The organism is Neisseria sp. HMSC067H09, assembly GCF_001814135.1.
Lineage (GTDB): Bacteria > Pseudomonadota > Gammaproteobacteria > Burkholderiales > Neisseriaceae > Neisseria.
In genome coordinates this window covers 136362-159399 of the sequence record NZ_KV814946.1, presented here as the reverse complement: position 1 = coordinate 159399, position 23038 = coordinate 136362, and the positions used below count along the sequence as shown (strand labels likewise).

At 47.8% G+C, this 23038-nt stretch carries 22 protein-coding genes; 5 read left to right on the top strand and 17 right to left on the bottom strand.

Features of this window, described 5'->3' with window-relative positions; translation table 11 throughout:
* Positions 1-97: 97 nt before the first annotated feature.
* The 9 genes from nqrF to HMPREF2954_RS10695 form a co-directional block, all read right to left on the bottom strand.
* Positions 98-1315, bottom strand: coding sequence for an NADH:ubiquinone reductase (Na(+)-transporting) subunit F (nqrF, locus tag HMPREF2954_RS10735; protein WP_003741084.1), 1218 nt, complete (start codon positions 1313-1315; stop codon positions 98-100).
* 13 nt (positions 1316-1328) lie between these two features.
* Complete coding sequence (gene nqrE / locus HMPREF2954_RS10730) at positions 1329-1922, bottom strand: NADH:ubiquinone reductase (Na(+)-transporting) subunit E (RefSeq protein ID WP_003755986.1); 594 nt, start codon at positions 1920-1922, stop codon at positions 1329-1331.
* Positions 1923-1925: 3 nt separating this feature from the next.
* Positions 1926-2552 (bottom strand): NADH:ubiquinone reductase (Na(+)-transporting) subunit D, encoded by a 627-nt coding sequence (locus HMPREF2954_RS10725; protein ID WP_003755984.1) that lies wholly within the window; start codon positions 2550-2552, stop codon positions 1926-1928.
* Positions 2552-3328, bottom strand: a complete 777-nt coding sequence (locus HMPREF2954_RS10720) for a Na(+)-translocating NADH-quinone reductase subunit C (RefSeq protein ID WP_045074203.1) — start codon at positions 3326-3328, stop codon at positions 2552-2554. Before HMPREF2954_RS10720 ends, HMPREF2954_RS10725 begins: the two co-directional genes overlap by 1 nt.
* Complete coding sequence (locus HMPREF2954_RS10715) at positions 3321-4553, bottom strand: NADH:ubiquinone reductase (Na(+)-transporting) subunit B (RefSeq protein ID WP_045074205.1); 1233 nt, start codon at positions 4551-4553, stop codon at positions 3321-3323. The genes HMPREF2954_RS10720 and HMPREF2954_RS10715 overlap by 8 nt, the downstream gene beginning before the upstream one ends.
* Positions 4554-4555: 2 nt before the next feature.
* Positions 4556-5899, bottom strand: coding sequence for a Na(+)-translocating NADH-quinone reductase subunit A (locus HMPREF2954_RS10710; RefSeq protein ID WP_045074208.1), 1344 nt, complete (start codon positions 5897-5899; stop codon positions 4556-4558).
* Between the two features lie 352 nt (positions 5900-6251).
* Positions 6252-7673 carry a sodium:proton antiporter gene (locus tag HMPREF2954_RS10705; RefSeq protein ID WP_003755974.1) on the bottom strand — a complete coding sequence of 474 codons (1422 nt, stop codon included), beginning with the start codon at positions 7671-7673 and terminating at the stop codon, positions 6252-6254.
* 421 nt (positions 7674-8094) lie between these two features.
* Positions 8095-9519, bottom strand: a complete 1425-nt coding sequence (locus HMPREF2954_RS10700) for a surface lipoprotein assembly modifier (protein ID WP_045074210.1) — start codon at positions 9517-9519, stop codon at positions 8095-8097.
* A 416-nt stretch (positions 9520-9935) separates the two neighbouring features.
* Complete coding sequence (locus HMPREF2954_RS10695; RefSeq protein ID WP_003762680.1) at positions 9936-10307, bottom strand: hypothetical protein; 372 nt, start codon at positions 10305-10307, stop codon at positions 9936-9938.
* 252 nt (positions 10308-10559) lie between these two features.
* Here HMPREF2954_RS10695 and lspA point away from each other — a divergent pair, with 252 nt between their 5' ends.
* The 4 genes from lspA to ribF all read left to right on the top strand — a co-directional run bounded on the left by lspA (position 10560) and on the right by ribF (position 13644).
* A complete protein-coding gene (gene lspA / locus HMPREF2954_RS10690) occupies positions 10560-11078 on the top strand; it encodes a signal peptidase II (protein WP_045074212.1) in 519 nt (172 codons plus the stop codon).
* A gap of 26 nt (positions 11079-11104) precedes the next feature.
* A complete protein-coding gene (gene ispH / locus HMPREF2954_RS10685; protein ID WP_045074214.1) occupies positions 11105-12073 on the top strand; it encodes a 4-hydroxy-3-methylbut-2-enyl diphosphate reductase in 969 nt (322 codons plus the stop codon).
* Between the two features lie 144 nt (positions 12074-12217).
* Positions 12218-12610: a hypothetical protein gene (locus HMPREF2954_RS10680; RefSeq protein WP_045074216.1), complete on the top strand. Its 393-nt coding sequence runs from the start codon at positions 12218-12220 to the stop codon at positions 12608-12610.
* A gap of 104 nt (positions 12611-12714) precedes the next feature.
* Positions 12715-13644 (top strand): bifunctional riboflavin kinase/FAD synthetase, encoded by a 930-nt coding sequence (gene ribF / locus HMPREF2954_RS10675; RefSeq protein WP_039405471.1) that lies wholly within the window; start codon positions 12715-12717, stop codon positions 13642-13644.
* 101 nt (positions 13645-13745) lie between these two features.
* Here ribF and yacG read toward each other — a convergent pair whose 3' ends face one another.
* The 7 genes from yacG to HMPREF2954_RS10640 form a co-directional block, all read right to left on the bottom strand.
* Complete coding sequence (gene yacG / locus HMPREF2954_RS10670; RefSeq protein ID WP_045074220.1) at positions 13746-13940, bottom strand: DNA gyrase inhibitor YacG; 195 nt, start codon at positions 13938-13940, stop codon at positions 13746-13748.
* Positions 13941-13994: 54 nt separating this feature from the next.
* Positions 13995-14624, bottom strand: a complete 630-nt coding sequence (gene coaE / locus HMPREF2954_RS10665; RefSeq protein WP_045074222.1) for a dephospho-CoA kinase — start codon at positions 14622-14624, stop codon at positions 13995-13997.
* Position 14625: 1 nt separating this feature from the next.
* Entirely contained in the window at positions 14626-15489 is an 864-nt protein-coding gene (locus HMPREF2954_RS10660; RefSeq protein ID WP_045074225.1) for a prepilin peptidase, read from the bottom strand.
* A 1-nt stretch (position 15490) separates the two neighbouring features.
* Positions 15491-16732, bottom strand: coding sequence for a type II secretion system F family protein (locus HMPREF2954_RS10655; protein ID WP_045074227.1), 1242 nt, complete (start codon positions 16730-16732; stop codon positions 15491-15493).
* Positions 16733-16803: 71 nt separating this feature from the next.
* Positions 16804-18483 (bottom strand): type IV-A pilus assembly ATPase PilB, encoded by a 1680-nt coding sequence (gene pilB, locus HMPREF2954_RS10650; protein ID WP_045074229.1) that lies wholly within the window; start codon positions 18481-18483, stop codon positions 16804-16806.
* 286 nt (positions 18484-18769) lie between these two features.
* The gene (locus tag HMPREF2954_RS10645; protein WP_045074232.1) at positions 18770-19237 is read right to left on the bottom strand and encodes an outer membrane protein assembly factor BamE; all 468 of its coding nucleotides are present in this window, start codon (positions 19235-19237) and stop codon (positions 18770-18772) included.
* A gap of 67 nt (positions 19238-19304) precedes the next feature.
* Complete coding sequence (locus tag HMPREF2954_RS10640; protein ID WP_070689128.1) at positions 19305-20402, bottom strand: YadA family autotransporter adhesin; 1098 nt, start codon at positions 20400-20402, stop codon at positions 19305-19307.
* Between the two features lie 825 nt (positions 20403-21227).
* On the opposite strand from HMPREF2954_RS10640, the gene waaA reads away from it, so the two are divergent.
* Positions 21228-22490: a lipid IV(A) 3-deoxy-D-manno-octulosonic acid transferase gene (gene waaA, locus HMPREF2954_RS10635; RefSeq protein WP_070689127.1), complete on the top strand. Its 1263-nt coding sequence runs from the start codon at positions 21228-21230 to the stop codon at positions 22488-22490.
* Between the two features lie 150 nt (positions 22491-22640).
* Here the strand turns inward: waaA and HMPREF2954_RS10630 are convergent, their stop codons facing one another.
* Positions 22641-22862, bottom strand: a complete 222-nt coding sequence (locus tag HMPREF2954_RS10630) for a glycine zipper 2TM domain-containing protein (protein WP_003741122.1) — start codon at positions 22860-22862, stop codon at positions 22641-22643.
* Positions 22863-23038 lie beyond the last annotated feature (176 nt).

Sequence of the window (23038 nt, the reverse complement as noted above, 5' to 3'; positions counted from 1 at the left end):
TTGGGGGCCAGTTCAGTTTTCAGACGACCTTCATCTTTATCTAAACAAAAAAAGGAAGAAACCTCAGTTTCTTCCTTTTGTTTTTGAAGCCGAATACTTAACCGCCGAAGTCATCCAAGAGGATGTTTTCATCTTCCACGCCCAAGTCTTTGAGCATTTTGATGACGGACTGGTTCATGATTGGCGGGCCGCACATATAGAATTCGCAGTCTTCCGGTGCTTCGTGGTTTTTCAGGTGGTTTTCGTAAACCACGTTGTGGATGAAGCCTGTGTAGCCGTCCCAGTTGTCTTCCGGCAGCGGATCGGACAAGGCGACGTGCCATGTGAAGTTCGGGAATTCTGCTGCGAGTTGGTCGAAGTCTTCAACATAGAACATTTCGCGTTTGGAGCGTGCGCCGTACCAGAAGGTGATTTTGCGTTTGGAGTTCAAACGTTTCAATTGGTCAAAAATGTGGGAGCGCATCGGCGCCATACCTGCACCGCCGCCGATAAATACCATTTCGGCATCGGTGTCTTTGGCGAAGAATTCGCCGAACGGGCCGGAGATGGTTACTTTGTCGCCGGGTTTGAGCGACCAGATGTAGGACGACATTTGTCCCGGAGGCGCATCGGGTACGCGCGGAGGCGGCGTGGCGATACGCACGTTCAGCATGATGATGCCTTTTTCTTCAGGGTATGAAGCCATGGAGTAGGCACGCAAAATCGGCTCGTCCACTTTGGAAACGTATTGCCACAGATTGTATTTGTCCCAGTCTTCGTGATATTCCTTAGGAATGTCGAAGTCTTTGTAGGCAACGGTGTGCGGCGGGGCTTCGATTTGGATGTAGCCACCGGCGCGGAAGGGAACTTCTTCGCCTTCGGGAATGGCAAGCTTGAGTTCTTTAATGAACGTGGCTTTGTTGTCATTGGAGATGACGGTGCATTCCCATTTTTTCACGCCGAACACTTCTTCCGGCACTTCGATGTCCATGTCGGTTTTGACGTTGACCTGACAAGACAGACGGCAGCCTTCGCGTGCTTCGCGTTTGCTGATGTGGGACAACTCGGTCGGCAGAATGTCGCCGCCGCCGCTTTTCACGACAACGCGGCATTGTCCGCACGAACCGCCGCCACCGCAGGCAGAGGGAACGAAGATGCCTTGGCTGGCAAGCGCGCCCAACAGCTTGCCGCCGGCGGGCATAGTCAGCTCTTTTTCATCATTGACTTTGATGGTGATGTCGCCCTCGCTCACCAGCTTGGATTTGGCAAACAGAATCATCAGTGCCAAAGCCAAGACGATGACGGTAAACATCACGATACCTAAAATAATTTCCATGCCGAATCCTTTCTTATAACTGGATGCCGGAGAACGACATAAACGCCATCGCCATCAGGCCGGCGGAGATGAAAGTGATGCCCAGTCCTTTGAGGCCTTTGGGTGCGTCCGAATATTTCATTTTCTCGGTGATGCCCGCCAAAGCGACAATTGCCAACATCCAGCCTAAACCCGCGCCGAAGCCGTACACGACGGATTCGCCGAAGTTGTATTCGCGTTGCGCCATAAACGAAACAGCACCAAAAATCGCGCAGTTTACGGTAATCAGCGGCAGGTAGATGCCCAGCGCGTTATAGAGGGCGGGAACGAATTTGTCCAAGAACATTTCCAAAATCTGCACCAAAGCCGCAATCACGCCGATGAAGGTGATGAATTTCAGGAAAGTCAAATCCACGCCTTTTACAATCGCGCCGTCTTTGAGCAGCGAGTAAACGAGCTGGTTGGCAGGGACGGACAGGCCGAGTACGAAGGTAACGGCAACGCCCAAGCCGAATGCGGTGGATACTTTTTTCGATACCGCCAGAAAAGTACACATGCCCAAGAAGAAGGACAGCGCCATGTTTTCAATGAAGACGGATTTCACAAAAAGGCTTAAATAATGTTCCATGTCTTATTCCTCCGCCTGTTCGGGTTTCCATGTACGCAAACCCCAAATTAAAAAGCCGATGATGAAGAACGCGCTCGGTGCCAGCAGGAAGAGGCCGTTGGTTTGATACCAGCCGCCGTCCTGCACGGTTTGGAAAACGGTGTAGCCCAAGAGTTTGCCAGAACCGATAAGCTCGCGGATGGTTGCGATGATAATCAACATCATGCCGTAACCTGCGCCGTTACCGATACCGTCCACCAGGCTTTCCAGCGGCGGCTCTTTCATGGCGAAGGCTTCGGCACGACCCATCACGATACAGTTGGTAATAATCAGGCCGACGAATACGGAGAGCTGTTTGGACAATTCGTAGGCATAGGCCTGCAACAATTGGTCAACCAGCGTAACCAGCGACGCGACAATCGCCATCTGCACAATAATGCGGATGCTGTTGGGGATGTAGTTGCGAACCAGCGAGATGAAGAAGCTGGAAAAACCGGTTACCAAACTGACAGAAATACCCATCACGATGGCCGTCTGAAGTTTGGTGGTAACCGCCAGCGCCGAACAAATACCCAAAACCTGCAAGGCAATCGGGTTGTTGTCGATAAAGGGTGAAAACATCAAATGTTTCAAGCGTTTCATATCAGCCATTATTGTGCTCCTGCTGATTTCAATTTGTTCAGGTAGGGTATATAGCCGTTTTCGCCGAACCAGTAGGCAAACGAGCCTTGTACGCCTTTGGAAGTCAGCGATGCGCCAGAAAGGGCATCTACGCCATGTTCTTTGTCCGAGCTTCCGCCTTTGGAAACATGCAGGGCGAGCTTGCCTTGTTCGTCAAAGAGTTTTTTGCCGACGAATTTTTGTTGCCACAACGGATTGCCGATTTCGCCGCCCAAGCCCGGAGTTTCACCTTGGTCGTAGTAAGTGATACCGTTGATGGTGTTGCCGTCGGGTTGGATGGCGACGAAGCCGTACATAACCGACCACAAACCGTTGCCGTGCATAGGCAGGATGATTTGGCTGACTTTGCCGTCATCGCCTTTTACCAAATAAACTTCGGTGTATTTGGCGCGGCTTTTGATGCCTGCCAAATCGTCTTCGGGTTTGATTTGGATGCTTTGCGCGGGGTCTTTGGAGGCAACGCGCGCGCTGAAGTCTTTCGGCGCGTCCTTCACATATTCGCCGGTCGCCAAATCAACCACGCGTTGCTCGATGCGGTCGGCAAAGGTTTTGCTGATGTCGGTATTTTTATCGAGCAAACCGGCAACACTCAGGATGTAGCTTTGCTTGTCCTGAACCTTTTGTTTTTCCTGCACCGGTTTCAAGCCGACAACCGCGCCCGCCACGATGACCGAGCAAATCAGGCTGACTGCCAACACCACAATCAGCGTGCCGCTGAAGCTGTCTTTATCGAATTTCTTAGCCATTGCTGCGCGCCTTTCTGCGTTTGATGTTCGCTTGTGCGACGAAATAGTCGAAAATCGGGGCAAACAGGTTGGCAAACAGAATCGCCAACATCATGCCTTCGGGGTAAGCCGGATTGACCACGCGGATTAACACGCACATCACGCCGATTAGCGCGCCGTACCACCATTTGCCGACATTGGTAAAGGAAGCGGAAACAGGGTCGGTCGCCATAAACAGCATACCGATGGCGAAGCCGCCGACGACCAGATGCCAGTACCAAGGCATGCTGAACATCGGGTTAGTGTCTGAACCGATAACGTTAAACAGAGAAGACATCGCAATCATACCGATCATCACGCCGGCAATGATGCGCCAAGAAGCGATGCGGGCAAACACGATAAACGCGCCGCCGATTAAAAGCGCCAAAGTGGATACTTCGCCGATAGAACCGGGCAAGTTGCCGATAAACGCATCCATCCAAGTAATAGGTTGATTGGTAACGGCGTTTTTCAGACCTTCCGAACCGTGTGCCGCCCATTGCGCCAACGCAGTTGCGCCAGAATAGCCGTCAACTGCCGTCCAAACGGTGTCGCCGGTAATATTGGCGGGATAAGCGAAGAACAAGAAAGCACGGCCTGCCAGCGCAGGGTTCATAAAGTTTTTACCCGTACCGCCGAACACCTCTTTCGCAACCACCACGCCGAAAGTAATACCCAAGGCAGCCTGCCACAGCGGCAGCGTAGGCGGAACGATTAAGGCAAACAGAATCGAAGTCACGAAGAAACCTTCATTGATTTCGTGTTTGCGTACGGTGGCAAACAAAACTTCCCAGAAACCGCCGACGACAAATACGGTTGCGTAAATCGGCAGGAAGTAAATCGCGCCAAACAGCATTTTGCCCAACACGCCCGCTTCAGACGACATATTGATGCCCAAAGCGTTGGCAAGGGCGTAGTGCCAGTCATTGGCGATGCTTTGTTGCAGTAAATCAGGCGTTAACGCACCGAATGCCTGCGCGCCGACGTTGTACATACCGTAAAACATGGCGGGGAACAAAGCCAGCCACACCAAAATCATCATGCGTTTGGAGTCGAGCGCGTCGCGGACGTGCGCCGCTTTGCGCGTTACCGCGCCGGATGTGTAGAAAATCGTCGCCGCAGCTTCATAGAGGGCATACCATTTTTCATGTTTGCCGCCCGGCAGGAAGTGCGGTTCGATTTTTTCCAGAAAATGTTTCAAGCCCATAATCAGCCTTCCTTCTCAATGGTTTCCAGCACCTTGCGCAACAGCGGGCCGTATTCGTATTTGCCCGGGCAGACGAAGCTGCACAAAGCGAGGTCTTCTTCGTCCAATTCCAAGCAACCCAAAGCCTGCGCGCTGTCGGTATCGCCGACGATTAAATCGCGCAAAAGCAAGGTAGGCAGGATGTCCAGCGGCATTACGCGCTCGTAAGTACCGATGGGAACCATGGCGCGGTCGCCGCCGTTGACGGCTGTTGTGAACTTGAAGAGTTTGTTTTTCAGGAAATGACCGAGGGTCGTACGCGTAATCGAGTATTTGTCCGGCTGCGGCGCAACCCAGCCGAACAGCTCTTTGCTGCGGCCTTCTTCGATAACGGAAATCTGATTGTGGTAGCGTCCCAAATAATCATGCGAGCCTTGCGCAATCGCGCCGTTCAATACCGAGCCGGAAATCACGCGGTTGTCCGCGTCAACCAATTCGCCGGCGGTAAGTTGAGACACCTTCGCACCCAAAACGGTACGCAAGAGGCGCGGTTTGTTGACTTGCGGGCCGCCCAAAGCAACCACGCGCTCGGTGTTCAGACGACCTGTTACGAACAAACGTCCGATCGCAATCACGTCTTGATAATTGATGGTCCAAACAGTTTTGTTCGCACCGACTGGCTCGATAAAATGAATGTGCGTACCGCTCAAACCAGCGGGATGCGGGCCGCCGAATTCGTGTGTTTCAATATTGGCGGCGTTTTCAGACGGCACGTCCGCACCGGCTGCTTTACAAACATAGATTTTGCGTTCGGTCAGGCGGCTCAACACCAGCAAACCTCGTCTGAAATCCTCGGCGGCTTCTTTGATCACGACCACAGGGTCTGCCGCCAGCGGATTGGTGTCCATCGCATTGACGAAAATGGCGAACGGCTCGGCATCGACGGCGGGGATTTTGCTGAACGGACGGGTGCGCAGCGCAGTCCACAAACCGGATTGAATCAGATTGCGGCGCACTTCTTCGCCGCTTAAGTTTGCCAACGCATCGGGCGCGTAGCGTTCGAACTCGATTTCGTCATCGCCCTCAACGGCAATCACGACCGACTGAAGCACGCGCTTTTCGCCGCGGTGAATCGCAGCGATTTTGCCGGAAGCCGGCGCAGTAAACACCACGCCCGGATTTTTCTTGTCTTCAAACAGCACTTGGCCTTTTTTGACGGCATCGCCTTCCTTGACTTTCATCGAGGGGCGCATACCGGCATATTCTTCGCCAAGCAACGCGACTTCGGTAATGGCCGGACCGTCGTAAACGGCTTGCTCCGGTCTGCCCGCGATGGGCAGGTCTAGGCCTTTTTTGATTTTAATCATAGATTTGCATTACTTGTGATGAGTTAAACAGAATAAAATGTTCCAACTTTTCAGACGACGTTTGAAATGGCAAAGCATGGGGAAGGTCGTCTGAAAGTAAAGCCTTACTTACGGAAAACAACAATTAAATGAAAACTGTAACACGTTTGATTTTAGCAGGAACAGCCCGCCTTATGTCAGATTTACGCAGATTTTTTCCAGCTTCCTGCCCCGAATCCCACGCAAAGCAGCCCTCCAATAAAATTACAAGATATTGATGCCCCAAATTAATCCCTGGCAGAATGTAAAAAGGTCGTCTGAAAACCGAATCAATAAGAATCAGGTTTTCAGACGACCTTTTGAAGTTTAGGAATCAGAACAACTGCCAAACGAAGAAAATCAGCGTATGCAGTATAAACAGCGGAATCAATACCCCCACCGACCACATCATATAACCGAAGAAAGTCGGCATCGGCACGCCGCGCTGCTCGGCAATCGCTTTAACCATAAAGTTCGGCGCATTGCCGATATAAGTGAGCGCGCCCATAAATACCGAACCCATGGATACTGCCAACAGCGAATGGAACAGATGCCCCGTCATCAGCGCCTGAGCATCGCCGCCCGCCATATTGAAGAACACCAAATAAGTCGGCGCATTATCCAAAAAGGCGGACAACAAACCGCTCATCCAGAAATACATCGTATTAATCGGATTACCCGAAGCATCATGCACCAACGACACCACTGCCCCAAGCGCACCCGCCTCGCCTGCCTTCAAAATCGCCAAAACAGGGGAAATCGTAATGAAAATACCCAAAAACAGTTTGCCCACTTCAGCAATCGGGTCGAAATTGAATTCATTGCCCGCCCTGACCTGTTTGGGCGTAATCAGCAGCGAAACAACGGTCAGCACCAGCAAAATCACATCGCGCACCAAGTTTTGCAACGCATAGTGGCTGCCTAAAATCTCAAACCCCGGATGATCAGGCTTCCACAAGCCGGACAGCAAAACCGCACCGACCACGCCCGCCAGCAGCAGAAAATTCCATTTACCGGCAATACGCAAATCTTCATCGGCCTCCTCTTCCTGCCGAATCTGTTCCACATTGGCTTCACGCGCGTGATAACGGCTGTCGATAATATAAAACACCAGCAACAGCACCACCGTACTGATCAATACGGGCATCAACATGTGTTTCACCGTCCACATGAAATCCACGCCCTTCAAGAAACCCAAAAACAGCGGAGGATCGCCCAACGGCGTCAGGCCGCCGCCGATATTTGCCACCAAAAAAATAAAGAATATAACGACATGCACCTTATTCTTGCGGTAATGGTTTGCCTTAAGCAGCGGACGAATCATCAGCATTGCCGCACCGGTCGTCCCCATAAAGGAAGCCATCACCGTCCCCGCCGCCAGCAGCCCGGTATTCAGCGCAGGCGTACCATTGAGCTTACCCCAAACCAAAATTCCGCCCGAAATCGTGTATAAAGCCAAAAGCAGCAGGATAAACGGGATATATTCCTCAACCAGCGCATGGGCAACCGTATGCACACCCGCCCCGAAACCGAACACAACGGCGAACGGAACCAAAAACAGCAGCGTCCAAAACGCTGTAATCTTGCCGAAATGGTGATGCCAGGTATGCGCGAAAAAGAGCGGCCCCAACGCGATAGACAAAAGAATCAACGCGAACGGCGCACCCCAAAACAGACTGAGCGTTGCGCCGTCAAAATCAGCGGCGTGAGACACAGCGGGAAGCAGGATGAGAGATAGAATTGGTAAGCGGCGCATTGTTTTTCCTTGTTTTTTTTAGTTTTTCTTATGAACGAAAAGCCTAAACAAACACATCCGCACAATGCCGTGAAATCAAACAAAAACGTCTGCAACCAACCTTGGCATCAAGCGGCGGAGTGTTGCCATATGTAAACCTTGTTTGATTGTAAGTGAAAACCCCGCCCTAAACCAGTCAAAATAACCGACCGCCCTACCTTGTTTCTCAATATTCAATTCCCTATTCCACCATGTCTGCCGAATCAGATTTTCAAAATCCTTTTGAAAATAAAATGCTAGGCAAGCAGCAATGTAAACTATCGAAATATAACTTTAGATTTATTCTTTCAAAAATTTACACAATATGCCCTTACTCAAATAAAAAAGCTAAAGGTCGTCTGAAAAATTTCAGACGACCTTTTATTATTCAAACCAAACACAATCAGAACGTTTTACTGAACTCGACAAACATTCTGGTTTTGCCGTATTCATTATATTTGTCGTTGCTCCATGTTTTGTGGTGGGCGACAGTCAGGCGCGGGGTGATGCCTTTGAAGTGGAAAGCGCGGTGCCACACGGCGAGCGAAATATCCGCTTCTTTATCGCGGCGGTTTTCCTGACCGCTCAAAAGGCTGGGCGTTTGATAACGGCGTTGCGCCGCACTCAGCCGCAACATGGTGGACAGCCCTTTGCCCCATTCCTGCCCCCATGCGGTACGGAGGCTGTAACGGTCGAAGCTGTCCGATTTGTCTTCTTTATTGCGTTCCTGATAGATGTCGAAACCGCCGACCCAATATTGGCGGGCGTTTCGGTAATAGACGACGGAATTGCTCAACAGGCGGTTGTTGCTGTCGGAACGGGCGCGGCGGGTATTTTTCAGACGACCCATTTCAACGGCGCTCAAGGTTTGCAGCTTAGGCTGCCACCAGCGGTTGATGTGCAGGCGCGCACCGCTGGAGTAGGTGTACGGGTCGTTGCCGTAGAAGCGGCGTTCGTGGAACGGGGTCAAGCCGATGTCGTTGCGCTGGTCGGCGTAGCCTGCGCCTACCGAAAAGCGGGTGGTTACGTCGTTATACTTGGTTTGTTCGGGATAAATTTTGCCGTAATTGTCCGCGCCTGCCGTAACGTACCAGCCTTTGGGCAGCGACCATTTTTTCTCTGCGCCGAGTTGGTAGTTGATGGCGGTAGCGTCGATAGGCTCGGGGAAGGTCCAGTTGCCGTATGTGCGGCGGCTGGGGGCTTGGTTGATGTTTTGTTCGCGGGTAACGCTCAAGCCGGCGTTGAATTTCCACGAATCGCGCTCGCGCAATGCTTTGCGGTAGGATTCGATGCCTTTGACGAGCGGCTCGGGCAGGTTGGCTTCTGTTTTGAGTTTGTCGAACTGGTCGGCGGCGGCTTCGTTTTGCTTGTCTTCAAACAAAGCGGTGGCAAGCTGCCAGCGGACGACGGGGGCATCGGGGTTTTCGGCGATAAATTGACGGTAATACCCGATGGCTTCTTTCATTTTGCCGTCGTCTTGGGCAACCAGTCCGCGTGCGTAGAGCGCCATGTTTTTATCGTGTCCCGGCCATTGTTCGTAAATCGGCAGGACGACTTTGATGCCCGCGATGTTGCGCGAAACAACGGCGGAATACATGGCGCGGGAAAGCAATTGGGGATTGTCGAGCAGGGTTTTGGCATCGACGTTGACGACTTTTTCAGACGACGTTTCAGCAGCAGGTTTGGCCGCTTCTGCTTCGACGGGGTCAGGTTCTGCCGTTTTGACCTGCAACTCGGGGGCAGGCTGGTTTTGAGGCTCGGACGGCACGTCGGCGGCTTCCGCTGCGGACACGGCGAGCAGGGAGAAGAGTAAGAGTGTTTTTTTCATGATCTTTGCAATGTGTGAACGGTAGTATTGTAGTGATTGCGTCAATATTTTTTATTTGAGATCGGACAACACCATTTATTCTCTTCGGTACTGTTTTGTCTCAATATTGTTTTGAGCGCGGATTTTACCGTGTTTTACAGTAAAACAAAATATTTCGGTGGCAAATAAAACGATACGGCATGATTCGGTATTGTTCTGTTTCGGCACGAATCCGTCCTGTCCTGTTGATTGAATGCTATTTGTCCAATCCTATGCAAAGGTCGTCTGAAAAGAGGTTTCAGACGACCTGTGTTTTCTTCCGAACGGTTTTCACGGATAAAACAAATGTTGTAAAAACCATAAACAATTGTTAACGCCGCCATGTAAAAAGGTCGTCTGAAACCTCTTTTCAGACGACCTTTCCGGTATTTCTTGATTTAGCGTTTGTCTAAGTCCAAATCAGCTTTGTATTCGATGCGGCCGTGTCCTTTGTTTTCGATGGATACGTCCAATTCTTGTCTGCCACGTTTGAATTTCAAATCGGCATCGTCGTGTTTGATTTCAGATTCGACCACTTGAAAACCTTTGCTGCGCGCGTGGGCGATGACTTTTTTCGCCAAAGACGGAATCGGGTTGCCGCGTGCGGGCAGCTCGGCTTCGTATTCGAATTCGCCGTTGCCCTGACGGTCGGCTTTAACCGTATGCGCGCCTGCGGGAAGGTAAATTTCGGCAGGAAGCGGAGCGGCGAAAGCGGTGGCGGAGAAAAGCGCCAAAATGCCGGTTGCCAGTAAAGATTTTGTTTTAGCCATACTGTATCCTTTCGGGGAAGGCATATAAAAACGCCGCCATGTTATCGGCAAGGCAACACCCTATCAAGCAAATAAACCTTGTTTTACGTATGACAGTGTTTTTGCACGCAGCGTTTACGCGGTTTTGCGATAACCCTGCAAAACCCTGCGTCTTGCCTGTAATAAAAGGTTTTCAGACGACCTTTTGAAACACGGCTTTTGCGCTTTCGGGTAAAATAGCCGCTTTGTTTTTATTCAGGCAGCTTCAACCAAATGTCTTCCTCCCTTTCCAAAAAAACCGCCTACCTGCTGATCGCTTTGGTCGGCATCGCGCTTGACCAACTGACCAAATGGGAAATCCTCGCCCACTTCCAAGAAGGCGAGCGCCTCAATATCATCCCTTCCTTATTCGACCTGACCCTTGCCTACAACCCCGGCGCGGCGTTCAGCTTTCTTGCCGACCAAGGCGGTTGGCAGAAATTCTTTTTCTTAGGGCTGGCACTCGTCATCAGCGCCTATCTCGCCCGCGCCATCCTGCGCGACGAGTTCCGCCTTTCCGGCAAAATCGGCGCAGCCATGATTATCGGCGGCGCGCTCGGTAACGTCATCGACCGACTGATTCACGGTCATGTGGTTGATTTCTTACTGTTTTACTGGAAGGATTGGTATTATCCCGCGTTTAACGTTGCCGACAGCTTTATCTGCGTCGGTGCCGTTTTATTGGTTTTAGACGGACTGTTCCACAAAAAACAACCCAAACCAACTGACGAACCAACAACCGACAACCCATAAGGTCGTCTGAAATCCGGACCATACACATGACCCAAAAAACCATCATCCTTGCCAACCCGCGCGGCTTCTGCGCCGGCGTTGACCGCGCCATCAGCATCGTCGAGCGCGCGCTGGAAGAATTCGGCGCACCGGTTTACGTCCGCCACGAAGTCGTCCACAACAAATTCGTCGTGGACAACCTGCGCGAAAAAGGCGCGGTATTCATCGAAGACCTCGCCGACGTACCCAAAGGCGCCATCCTGATTTACTCGGCACACGGCGTGTCCAAAGCCGTACAGCAGGAAGCCGCCGAACGCGGGTTCCGCGTATTCGATGCCACCTGCCCGCTCGTGACCAAAGTCCACAAAGAAGTCGCCCGCCTCGACGCGCAAGATTGCGAAATCATCATGATCGGACACAAAGGCCATGTCGAAGTCGAAGGCACCATGGGACAGCTTCCGCCCGGCAGGATGCTGCTGGTCGAAACCGTTGAAGACGTCGCCGGGCTGCAAGTCAAAAACCCCGACAAACTCGCCTACGTCAGCCAAACCACCCTGTCCGTCGATGAAACCAAAGACATCATCGCCGCGCTGAACGCCCGTTTCCCCAACATCCGCAATCCCCACAAAGAAGACATCTGCTACGCCACGACCAACCGCCAAACCGCCGTCAAAGAATTGGCGGAAGAATGCGACATCGTCATCGTCGTCGGCTCGCCCAACTCTTCCAACAGCAACCGCCTGCGCGAAGTCGCCGCCCAACGCGGCGTCGATGCCTATATGGTCGACAACGCCGGCCACCTGCAACGCGAATGGTTCGAAGGCAAACACAAAGTCGGCGTAACCGCCGGCGCGTCCGCCCCCGAAGTTTTAGTCAGAGAAGTCCTGCAAACCATACAGCAATGGGGACACGAAACCATACGCGAAGGCGAAGGCGCGGAAGAAAGCATCGTCTTCGTCCTCCCCAAAGAGCTGCGGCGCGAAGGCGAAAACAAACAGATACTCAATAAAGGTTAAACTGTTTACCCAACCTTTTCATCCAAGCGGCAAAACAAAAAGGTCGTCTGAAACCCGTTTTCAGACGACCTTTACCTATTTACCCCTTGCACTCGACCAGCCGTCAGCGTACATTGGTTATCATCACCTTAAAGGGGCAACATCATGAACCCATTACGCTTTTTATCGCTCTCCACCCTCGTCTTCCTGACTGCCTGCGCTGCCACGCCGGAGCAACTCGCCGCACGCGCACAGGCTCGGAAACAGGAAGAACAAAACCTGCAAATCCACTTGGCCGCTCAGTGCGACCCTGAAACCGCCCGATTGATACAAAAACAGTTCGAGCTGGCGGACAACCGCTCCGTTCAAACGACAGAACAGCAAAAATCCTTCCGCTTGAAATATATAGATAAAGTTTCCGACCCCATGTTCCAAGCCTGCTACAAAATGGCATGGCAAAACCACATCTCCCAGCAGCAACTCCAAGAAGCACGCTATTATTACAACTATTACGACCCTTGGGGCTACCCTTTTTACCGTCCGCCGTTTTGGTGGTAAAGACGACACAGGTCGTCTGAAAACATATTCAGACGACCTGTGGTTTATATAAACACCAAGAACGTTTACAATACCCGTCCGTTTACGAACCGCATAAATGACTCATGAAAATCTGGCTCGGTCAGCATCGCATGCCCGACTTCCCTCAGGGAAGTGCCGTTACCATCGGTAATTTCGACGGCGTGCACCTCGGACACAAACACATTCTCCAAAAACTCAAGCAAGAAGCCGATGCACGGGGGCTTCCAGTTGTCGTCGTTATCTTCGAACCACAACCCAAAGAATTTTTTGCCCGACAAACCGGTAAAAAACAGCCCTACCGTATCAGCCCTTTGCGCACCAAACTAAATTTGCTTGAACAAACCGGCTGTGTCGATGCAGTTTGGGTGCTGCGGTTTAACCAAACATTTGCTGATATGGATGCCCAAGACTTTATCAACCTGCTTTTACGCAAGACGTTGAATACGCGTTATCTGCTGATTGGAGATGACTTCCGTTTCGGAGCAGGTCGCCGTGGCGATTTCGAACTTTTGGCAGCACAACCGGATATTCAAACCGATCGCACCCCATCTGTTATCGTAGAAGACATCCGTACCAGCAGTACTGCTGTGCGCAATGCGCTTTCCGACGGTCGATTAGACTATGCCAAAAAACTGCTGGGACACGATTACACTTTAAGCGGCAAAGTCAAACACGGTAAAAAACTCGGCCGCACCATCAACGCTCCCACCGCCAACATCCAACTCCCTCCCCACCATTACGCCTTAAGCGGGGTATTTGTCGTTGAAGCAGACGGCACTTTCGGCACAAAACGCGGCGTGGCAAGTTTCGGATTCAACCCCACTGTCAGCAACAACCGTGCCCAAAAACTTGAAGTCCATTTGTTTGATTTCAATGAAAACATTTATGGACAACGCCTGAACGTCCGTTTTCTGCACAAATTACGCGACGAAAAAAAATTCGACAGTATCGCCGAATTAAAAGTACAAATCGAACAAGACATGAAAAATGCCCGACATTGGTCTGAAACATAAGTTTGGACAGCCATTACCATAATGGCATCCTACCAAGCAAATGCCTACCAAGGAGAAAAAAGCGGGGCTGCATAGCCTCACAAAAACGTATTAAATACAGCTTATTGTAAGCCTCCGACCATTGAATCAGATAAAGTATCATCTTCTTCCGCTGCAACCGTATATTTCTCTTGCGCCCATTCGCCTAAATCAATCAATCGGCAGCGTTGACTGCAAAAAGGTCGGTATTTACTCTCTTCATTCCATATCACCGGCGTTTGACAGGTCGGACATTTCACAATCGTTACTTCAGTCATTATTTGTTCCTTACAAATCATTTATGCTTTGTCTTTTGTTCAAGATATTTCACGTTAGGGCAATGATGTACCAAATTTCGAGTTGCCGGAATATCCCAAATAAAACCTATGCAAGTCCTGAATTTTTTTAGTCAATTCAGATAAAGTCCCTTCATTTTCTAAGACATCATCTGCATAGAGCAGCCGCGTTTTGCGGTTGGCCTGAGTGTTCATAATGCGCTTGATCTCTTCTGTATTCAAACCGCTTCTTTGCTGAACGCGAAGAATTTGGGTTGCTTCAGAAACGTCGATAACCAACACTCTATCGACAGCCGCTAAAAATTCCGGATTTTCAATCAGCAAAGGTACATCGATGATGCCGTATGCTGCGTTAGGATAGCGGGTTTTTGCCGATTTGATTTCATTTAAAATCAAAGGCAGCAACACCTCCTCCAATTCTTTTTTGGCTTGAGGTCGTCTGAAAACCAGATCCCTCAAAGCAGCACGGTTCAGACTGTTTTGGGTATGAAAAACCTTGTCGCCAAAAAGACGGCGGATAGCCGGTAATGCTATACCGTTATCCGCCGTCAGATTTCGACTCAGGACGTCGGCATCAATGTGCGGGACACCCAAATCAGAAAAGATTTTTGCTGCTTGAGATTTCCCGCTGCCGATACCGCCTGTCAAACCTATCCATAAAGTCATATTAAAACCCTGATTTGGTCAGCCACCAAGTTACGGCATGATGTACCGGCTCATTAGCTACCAAAATAATCCAGCCGGCAATGGCCAAACTCGGACCGAAAGCAAAATATTGTCCTTTGGCAACCCGTCCGATAATCGCTCCAATCAGACCGATTAATGCTGCCATAAAAACCAATACAGGTAAAATGCCGATGCCAAGCCATGCACCTAGAGCAGCCAGCAATTTAAAATCGCCGTTACCCATACCGATTTTTCCAGTCAAAAGCTTATAAATGAAGCACAACAACCATAAGCTCATGTAACCGAAAACTGCACCTAAAACGGCGAATTTCAATGGCACGAATGTGCCGTTCAAATTAAACAGCAAACCTAGCCATATCAACGGCAGGGTAAGGCTGTCAGGTAAATATTGAGTATCCGCGTCGATAAAGGTCAATGCAATCAATAACGCAGTCAATATCAAACCGCCAAATGCAGCCATCGTCCAACCATATTGCCACGCCACTACGCCAAACAATATACCGGTCAATAATTCGATTAAGGGATAACGGATGCTGATGGGCGTTTTACACGAACCACATTTACCGCCAAGCATCAGATAACTGACAATCGGAATATTTTGCCAAGCCTTTACCGGAGCATGACACTTAGGGCAGCGGGAATCTGGTTTCATCAAATTGAACGGTTGCTGCTCTTCTTCCGTTAATTCAAGTTGCAAATGCTCTTTTGCAAACTGAGTCCAACCGCGTTCCATCATGACAGGAACGCGGTAAATGACGACATTAAGGAAACTTCCGATTAACAAACCAACAATGACAGCTAATGGAATAGCAAATGGCGCTAATGTATCCAAAGATTCCAACATATCAACCTACTACGTTACCGAGGTTAAACAGCGGCAGATACATTGCTACCAGGATTGTACCGATAATGGAGCCCAAAACCACCATAATAATCGGCTCCATCAGAGAAGATAGTTGTGATACAGAGTTATCAACTTCTTCCTCATAAAATTCAGCAGCCTTATTCAGCATATCATCAAGGGATCCGGATTCTTCACCAATAGCGGCCATTTGAATAACCATATTCGGAAACATATCCGTACTTTGCATACTTGAAGTCAAAGAGAGACCTTGAGTAACTTTTGCACGGATGTCTTGCGTTGCTTCTTCATAGAGTATATTGCCAGCAGCACCTGATACAGAATCTAAAACCTCTACTAAAGGGACACCTGCGGCAAATAAGGTAGAAGTAGTACGAGCCCAACGTGCAATAGTTGCTTTACGAATAATAGAGCCAAAAATAGGCATACGCAAAACCATGGCATCTACACGTTTTTGAAATTCAGGAGATTTCTGATGTAGTTTATATACACCAAAACCAATGCCAATTACTGCAATAATCATAATCCAGCCATACTCCACAAAAAAATCGGAAATATTCATGACTGTTTGTGTCATACCCGGTAATTCTGCCCCCATGTTTGAGTAAACTTCTTTAAATGCAGGCAAAACCCAGCGCATCATTACGAAAATCAGTACAACCGCAACAACCACAATAGAAATTGGGTACGTCAATGCAGTTTTTACTTTTTTCTTAATGGCTTGTGTTTTTTCTTTATATACAGCAAGTTTATCCAACAGGCTTTCCAAAACACCCCCCGTTTCTCCGGCCGCAATCAAATTGCAATAAAAGCGGTCGAAATATTTTGGGTATTTAGCAAATGATTTACCCAATGCACTACCTTGTTCCACATCTGCACGGACTTGCATCAACATTTCAGTCATGGATGGGTTGGAGTGTCCGCGTGCGACAATTTCAAAAGCCTGCATTAAAGGCAGACCTGCTTTCATCATGGTGGCAAGTTGACGGGTAAAGACAGTGATGTCTTCCTGAGTAATACGACGCTTTTTAGTTGCCTTTACTTTACTGATACGTAAAGGGCGTATCCCGCGACGTTGGAGCTTTTTACGCGCTTCTTCTTCGTCTTTGGCGACTACTTCGCCTCGGACTAATTGATCCGTATTGGTATTTTTACCTTCAAACGTAAAACGTTTGCCTTTATTTTTTTGAGCGAATAAGCCTCTTTTTTGCTCTGCTTGAGCCATTTTGTTACCCCTTGGTTTAATGTTTAAGAATGAAGAAAACAAAAGTCCCCGTGTTTCTTCGATTCAATGGTTTAATCGTTAGTGTGAGCAATCACTTCTTCTAATGAAGTCAAACCTTGCATAACTTTTAATAAGCCTGCACGGCGTAAATCGACCATGCCTTCTTTATAGGCCATGTTCATAATATCAACTTCCGTACCATTATTCATAATGACACGTTGCATTTCCTCGGTAATCGGCATCACTTCATAGACGCCGACACGGCCTTTGAAGCCTTTACCACGGCAACTATCGCAACCGACAGGACGGTAGAGTTTCCAATCCTTTGCTAAATCTTCATCTGTAAATCCTGCTTTTTTTAATGCGGGAACTGGAGGACGTTCAACCTCACGCTTACAGCTCGAACACAGACGACGCAATAGTCGTTGCGCCATAATTAAGCTGACGGAACTGGCAATGTTGAATGGGGCAACCCCCATGTTCAACATACGGGATAGGGTCGCAGGCGCGTTATTGGTATGCAACGTTGAAAACACCATATGTCCGGTTTGTGCCGCTTTGATGGCAATATCCGCGGTTTCCAAGTCCCGAATCTCACCTACCATGATAATGTCAGGGTCTTGTCGCAAGAAAGATTTCAACGCCGCAGCAAAAGTCAAACCTTGTTTGTCATTGACGTTGACTTGGTTGATGCCGGGTAAATTAATCTCGGCCGGGTCTTCTGCAGTGGAAATATTGACGTCTTCTGTATTTAAAATATTCAAGCAAGTATAAAGTGATACGGTTTTACCGGAGCCTGTCGGACCTGTTACCAATACCATGCCATAAGGCCGATGAATGGCCTCAAGCAGCATTTCTTTTTGGAAGGGTTCGAATCCCAGTTGGTCAATATTTAAAGTTGCTGCATCAGAATTCAGAATACGCATTACCACTTTTTCGCCAAAAAGCGTAGGTAACGTACTTACACGAAAATCAATGGGGCGACCGTGTTTATGGAAAGCAATCTGAATACGACCATCTTGCGGTACGCGTTTTTCCGAAATATCCAAACGCGCCATTACTTTGATGCGTGAAGCCAGCTGTCCGCGTACAGCAACAGGAGGTTGAACCACTTCCCTTAGCTGTCCATCTACACGAAAACGGACACGAGCCATTTGTTCATAAAATTCGAAATGTATATCGGATGCGCCTGCATTTAGTGCATCTGATAAAGTTTTGTGAATAAAGCGTGGAATAGGCCCATCTTCAGCCTCTTCGTTGTCAATATAAAGCGCCTGAGAGGGCTGAACAGCTTCTTGTTCTTCACTAATTTCTTTTAAAATGGTGGTAGAACGCTGTCCTAACCACTCCAGCAAAGAACTCAACTGATCATCCGGGACGACAACCAAATCAACCGTCACTCCCGAAGCAAAAGCTATTTTTTGAAAACTTTGGATTTGAGTAGGATCTGAAACCGCCAAATATACCTTTCGGCCGCGACGAAAAATCGGAACGCAGCGATTTTGAACCATCTGCTCCTCAGTTAAGACATCCATAACAATATTGTTACGTGGATAATAATGCAAATCCAATAGCGGATAACTAAAAACTCGCGCAACCAACTCGCCCAAAGACCTTGGGCTGATAATCTTATCCGCAAAAAGCATGGGCAAGATTTCCTGCCCCGTTTTCAATATATTATTGTAATGCTCTGCCTGGGTATTGTTGATTGTCTGGCTTTGAACCAAAACTCGTAATAATCCGATACTCATTGTTTGCTATCCGTTCCTTATTTTCTCTTTTTTTGCAAAGAGTGTGCTTATTTTATCATTCATTATGCTTAAAACATATCAAGACGTTCTAATATTATTCAACTTTGCTTTTCATTGTGAAAAATATGACACAAACGTCCCTTACCAAATTTTAAGGAATTATTATAAAACAACCGCTGTCCATGCAGAATTCCATTACACTACTATTTAGAAAGGCAAAATAACAAAACCGAGTTTTGCAAAATAACAAAACTCGGTTTTAATTCATAAAATCAAACTATTACTATTACTGGCGGATACGTGCAGCAGGAGCAGGAGCCACTTCACGAATAATCACTTCACGAACTACTTCAGAAGCAGGCTTTTTAGGACCGCAACCTTCTGGCAACCAGAAGAATGATTGAGCATTTTTGTCTTTGTCAAACAAAATCTTGTATTGACAAGTTTTATGCTCACCATTTTCACGGTAATTGAACAAATAATCCCACTCACGAACACCATATAAGCCTTCTTGGAAATGAGGACGACCGATCAATTCGTAAATTTGGTCTTTATTCATACCTGCTTCGATTTGACGGACATTATCCCAATTCGGCCAAGTACCATGCTGAGTACCATCATGACGGAAGGTAGTTTTAGCAGGATCAGGCCATACAGGGTTATCAGTAGTACCTTCTTTGCTGACCTTGCTTAAATTACCACAAGCGGCCAAAGTCAATGCCGCGATAACTGGCAAAATGATTGATAATTTCATGTTTTTTCCTTTATATCGATATCATTCTTTAACTGGGGTCGTCTGAACCGACAAACCCCTTCAGGCCTTACCATTGATAGCCTACGCTACCACCCCAGTTTACGTCTTTACGTGTATTAACACTGACACCGGTTTTAACAGACCATTTGTTGTTATCTGAGTTATGAGCATAACCCACGGCAATAGCCTGTTCATTGCGATAGCCACCTACCGCAGCAGAAACCATGCTCTTACCTGCTTCATTCGGACGTTGCAAGAAAGCAATCGCAGTCGCACCAGCAATACCTGCACGCAAATCCTTGTCCATATCATTCAAGCGGTTACCAATACCATTAACTTGATTTTGCAAATTGGTGATTGCAGTAGAGTTACCTTGAGTACGTGCAGCAACTTGATACAGTTGGCTACCGTTAATAGCATCAGTACTGGTTGCATTAATACGTCCAGCAGCAACATTAGTGACAGTGCGCTCGCCACCCGCATAGCCAACACTAACGGTAGAACGAGGATTGGTACCTGCAAAGCCACTATAAGACACACCATTTACAGTTGCACTGTTAGTGCCTACTGCTTCAGCAGTTGTAGAACCTGCACCCAAAGCAACGGAACCTGCATGAGGAGCTGTCGCACGAGAGCCAATAGCCACTGCCGAATTAGCAGAAGCTTTAGACTGCAAGCCATAAGCAACACTTGATTGACCTGACGCAGAAGATGCTGCGCCTGTAGCAGTAGAATACATTGCAGAAGCTACAGAACCAGTACCCAAAGCAGTTGCGCCTTGGGCAGTTGCACGAGCTTTTTGACCTGCGGCAGTCGTTACATTACCAACTGCTTGCGCACCTTGGCCAAAGGCCGTAGCGGCAATACCGTCTGCATTAGATAGAGTACCAACAGCGGTAGCAGACTCACCCGCAGAAGTGGTGCTGGTACCGATAGCGATACCGCTATGACCTGTTGCCTTTGTATTTACACCGATAGCCATACCAAAACGATCAGTAGCGCCATCGTTGTTGTAGTTAGGACGTTGAACACCAGCATCACTACTGATACTAATGTAATTTTCAGCTGAAGCAGCAGATGCTGCAAACAAACCGAAAGCGGCAAACGATACGGACATTGCCGTATTGAGCGCGGTAAAACGATTCATGTGTGCTTTGTGTTTCATATTTTATCTCCCTGATAAAAACACATAATGATAGTTATCGAAAAGATCGAACCAAAGATAATATATGTTTTGCATATTATGATTGACAAATATTTGCCGCTTATCTAATATACACACCACTTATCCAATACTTACAAAAAAATGTACCCGATCCAATCCATCTAAAACAAATAAATAAGTACAATCAAGATAATGGATTGACTTACAATCCAATCAATCTATACATGATTGTATTATATTGGACCACCTGTCTTCTCATTTATTATTTTTTTTTATCATGGCTTAACACGTTCTCTATATTATTAATTATTAACCGTATTATTTGTCATGAATATATAACTCAAAATATATTAACAACTGGAACAAATAGAAAAATATATAACACTCTGCAATTTTATGTCTAATTTTTATATAAAAAGCAATTTAAATTTAAAATAAACTAAAATTTTACCAATAAAGTTTTTAGAGGCTATTTTTATCTACAAGAATGTTTTCCATATATATATATCCACAAATTCCCATCTCTTACCTCTATACCCCAACTTTCACGCATCTTTCTACAACTGAAACATGTTAAAAAAGTGTTGTATTTAGACAAAAATCATCTATCCTCATAGATGATGATCTTTCTAATTTCGTCAATCTTATCTAACAACACCTATTTCCTACTAACCCCAAAATCAAGTATTTCAAAATCACTAGCCTCCCTATTCAGCTATTCTCATTAGCTTTGGGACTGCTCATCCCGTCCTGTTTTAGATTGAATCGTCTATAATCCCCTCCTGATACCTTTTTTATACGCCCATCACATCTTGGAATATCATTATGATACGTTGGTTATACAATCAACTTTGGCATATCGCTCCTTTGTTTATCCGCCGTTATCTAAAAAAGAGAGCTAAAAAATCAACATCCTATTTGGAACACTGGGATGAAAGATTCGGCAAAAAAATGAGCAAGCCCGTGCGTCATCCGATTTGGATTCACGCCGTTTCTGTCGGGGAAACCCGTGCTGCGCAGCCACTCATCGAAGCATTACAGAACTATTTCCCAGATGTCCCTTTATTACTGACTCAAATGACACCGACCGGAAGGTGTACTGCTCAAGCCCTATATCCCAATGCGCAATGCCGCTATATTCCCTACGACAAACCAGAATGGGTTGAGCAATTTTTAAACGACCATGCCCCTCGTTTCGGTATTTTGATGGAAACAGAAATTTGGCCTAATCTGATGCACATGTGTGCTAAACAACAGATTCCGCTTTTTCTTGCCAACGCTCGCCTGTCTGAAAAATCGCAACGGGGATATTTGAAAATACGCGGCTTGGTTGAACCTGCTATGCGTACCCTGAGCGGATGCTTTGCCCAAACTGCCGAAGATGCAGAACGTCTGCACTTGATTGGTGCCTCCAATGTCCATGTCTGCGGCAATACCAAATACGATGTATCGCTTCCCGAATGGATGAAAGCACTTGCAGCCGCATTTAAAGAACGGATCGGCAACCGCCCTGTCGTCGTGTGTGCCAGCACCCGTTTCTATAAAGGTCAGGACGAAGCTGAAATGTTGCTTGAAGCATGGAAACGTTATAAAGGGGATGCACTGCTGGTGATTATCCCTCGACACCCCGAGCGTTTTCAGACGACCTTTTCCCTTGCAGAAGATATGGGCTACCGTGTGCAATATCGCAGTGATAACCTTCCTATCGACAAAGAAACGCAAATATGGATCGGAGACAGCATGGGAGAACTGTTTGCCTATTATTTGGCTGCGGATATTGCCTTCGTTGGCGGCAGTCTTGTGGATGCGGGCTGTCAGAATGTTATCGAACCGATTTCCTGCGGCATACCGACCTTATTCGGCTGTTCAACCTACAATTTCTCCGCTGTATGCCAAGATGCCATCCATGCAGGGGCGGCAGAGCAGGTTGGTTCTGCTGAAAGATGGTATGAAAAAACCACATTATGGCTTACCAATCCATCGGAAAAAGAACGTTTCTCCCAAAAAGCCCTTGAGTTTATCGGCAAGCACCAAGGAGCAAGCAAACGCATGGCGGATCAAATCGCCAAAGCAGTCATCCGCCAATAAGTCATCCATCCCTCTTATTACTAAAAGGTCGTCTGAAACACGATAATCCTCGTTTCAGACGACCTTTTCTCATGGCCACTCCATCAAACAAAAACCGTTCCGACAAATGAAACAATCGGAACGGTTTGCATAATGATATTAATGAACTACTTAACGATAGCGATGTCCGTGATGAACTTGGCTGCCGATAACGCCGCCCAATGCTGCGCCCCCCAAAGTAGATCCGGTATCGCCGCCAATCAGGTTACCTGCTACACCACCCAATACTGCGCCAGTAGCGGTATTGCGTTGGGTTTGGTTCATACCTGCACATGCGCTCAAAGAAGCAGCGATAGCAATCAAGGTAACGGTTTTAGTCAAAGCCTTTTTCATATTGTATTCTCCATCAGTGGGTTAAACAATACGCAGGCAGTATCTCACAAGGTTTCATTAATATGTCTTCTGATAAGTAAAGACTGTTTAAACTACGATAATTTACCCGGAGGCCACCCTGAAACCATTGTAAATAAACAATTTATACAAAACAAAAACAAAAGGTCGTCTGAAAC

Coding starts and splice junctions, on each gene's coding strand:
- nqrF (WP_003741084.1), bottom strand. CDS start 1,315: ATGGAAATTATTTTAGGTATCGTGATGTTTACCGTCATCGTCTTGGCT.
- nqrE (WP_003755986.1), bottom strand. CDS start 1,922: ATGGAACATTATTTAAGCCTTTTTGTGAAATCCGTCTTCATTGAAAAC.
- HMPREF2954_RS10725 (WP_003755984.1), bottom strand. CDS start 2,552: ATGGCTGATATGAAACGCTTGAAACATTTGATGTTTTCACCCTTTATC.
- HMPREF2954_RS10720 (WP_045074203.1), bottom strand. CDS start 3,328: ATGGCTAAGAAATTCGATAAAGACAGCTTCAGCGGCACGCTGATTGTG.
- HMPREF2954_RS10715 (WP_045074205.1), bottom strand. CDS start 4,553: ATGGGCTTGAAACATTTTCTGGAAAAAATCGAACCGCACTTCCTGCCG.
- HMPREF2954_RS10710 (WP_045074208.1), bottom strand. CDS start 5,899: ATGATTAAAATCAAAAAAGGCCTAGACCTGCCCATCGCGGGCAGACCG.
- HMPREF2954_RS10705 (WP_003755974.1), bottom strand. CDS start 7,673: ATGCGCCGCTTACCAATTCTATCTCTCATCCTGCTTCCCGCTGTGTCT.
- HMPREF2954_RS10700 (WP_045074210.1), bottom strand. CDS start 9,519: ATGAAAAAAACACTCTTACTCTTCTCCCTGCTCGCCGTGTCCGCAGCG.
- HMPREF2954_RS10695 (WP_003762680.1), bottom strand. CDS start 10,307: ATGGCTAAAACAAAATCTTTACTGGCAACCGGCATTTTGGCGCTTTTC.
- lspA (WP_045074212.1), top strand. CDS start 10,560: ATGTCTTCCTCCCTTTCCAAAAAAACCGCCTACCTGCTGATCGCTTTG.
- ispH (WP_045074214.1), top strand. CDS start 11,105: ATGACCCAAAAAACCATCATCCTTGCCAACCCGCGCGGCTTCTGCGCC.
- HMPREF2954_RS10680 (WP_045074216.1), top strand. CDS start 12,218: ATGAACCCATTACGCTTTTTATCGCTCTCCACCCTCGTCTTCCTGACT.
- ribF (WP_039405471.1), top strand. CDS start 12,715: ATGAAAATCTGGCTCGGTCAGCATCGCATGCCCGACTTCCCTCAGGGA.
- yacG (WP_045074220.1), bottom strand. CDS start 13,940: ATGACTGAAGTAACGATTGTGAAATGTCCGACCTGTCAAACGCCGGTG.
- coaE (WP_045074222.1), bottom strand. CDS start 14,624: ATGACTTTATGGATAGGTTTGACAGGCGGTATCGGCAGCGGGAAATCT.
- HMPREF2954_RS10660 (WP_045074225.1), bottom strand. CDS start 15,489: ATGTTGGAATCTTTGGATACATTAGCGCCATTTGCTATTCCATTAGCT.
- HMPREF2954_RS10655 (WP_045074227.1), bottom strand. CDS start 16,732: ATGGCTCAAGCAGAGCAAAAAAGAGGCTTATTCGCTCAAAAAAATAAA.
- pilB (WP_045074229.1), bottom strand. CDS start 18,483: ATGAGTATCGGATTATTACGAGTTTTGGTTCAAAGCCAGACAATCAAC.
- HMPREF2954_RS10645 (WP_045074232.1), bottom strand. CDS start 19,237: ATGAAATTATCAATCATTTTGCCAGTTATCGCGGCATTGACTTTGGCC.
- HMPREF2954_RS10640 (WP_070689128.1), bottom strand. CDS start 20,402: ATGAAACACAAAGCACACATGAATCGTTTTACCGCGCTCAATACGGCA.
- waaA (WP_070689127.1), top strand. CDS start 21,228: ATGATACGTTGGTTATACAATCAACTTTGGCATATCGCTCCTTTGTTT.
- HMPREF2954_RS10630 (WP_003741122.1), bottom strand. CDS start 22,862: ATGAAAAAGGCTTTGACTAAAACCGTTACCTTGATTGCTATCGCTGCT.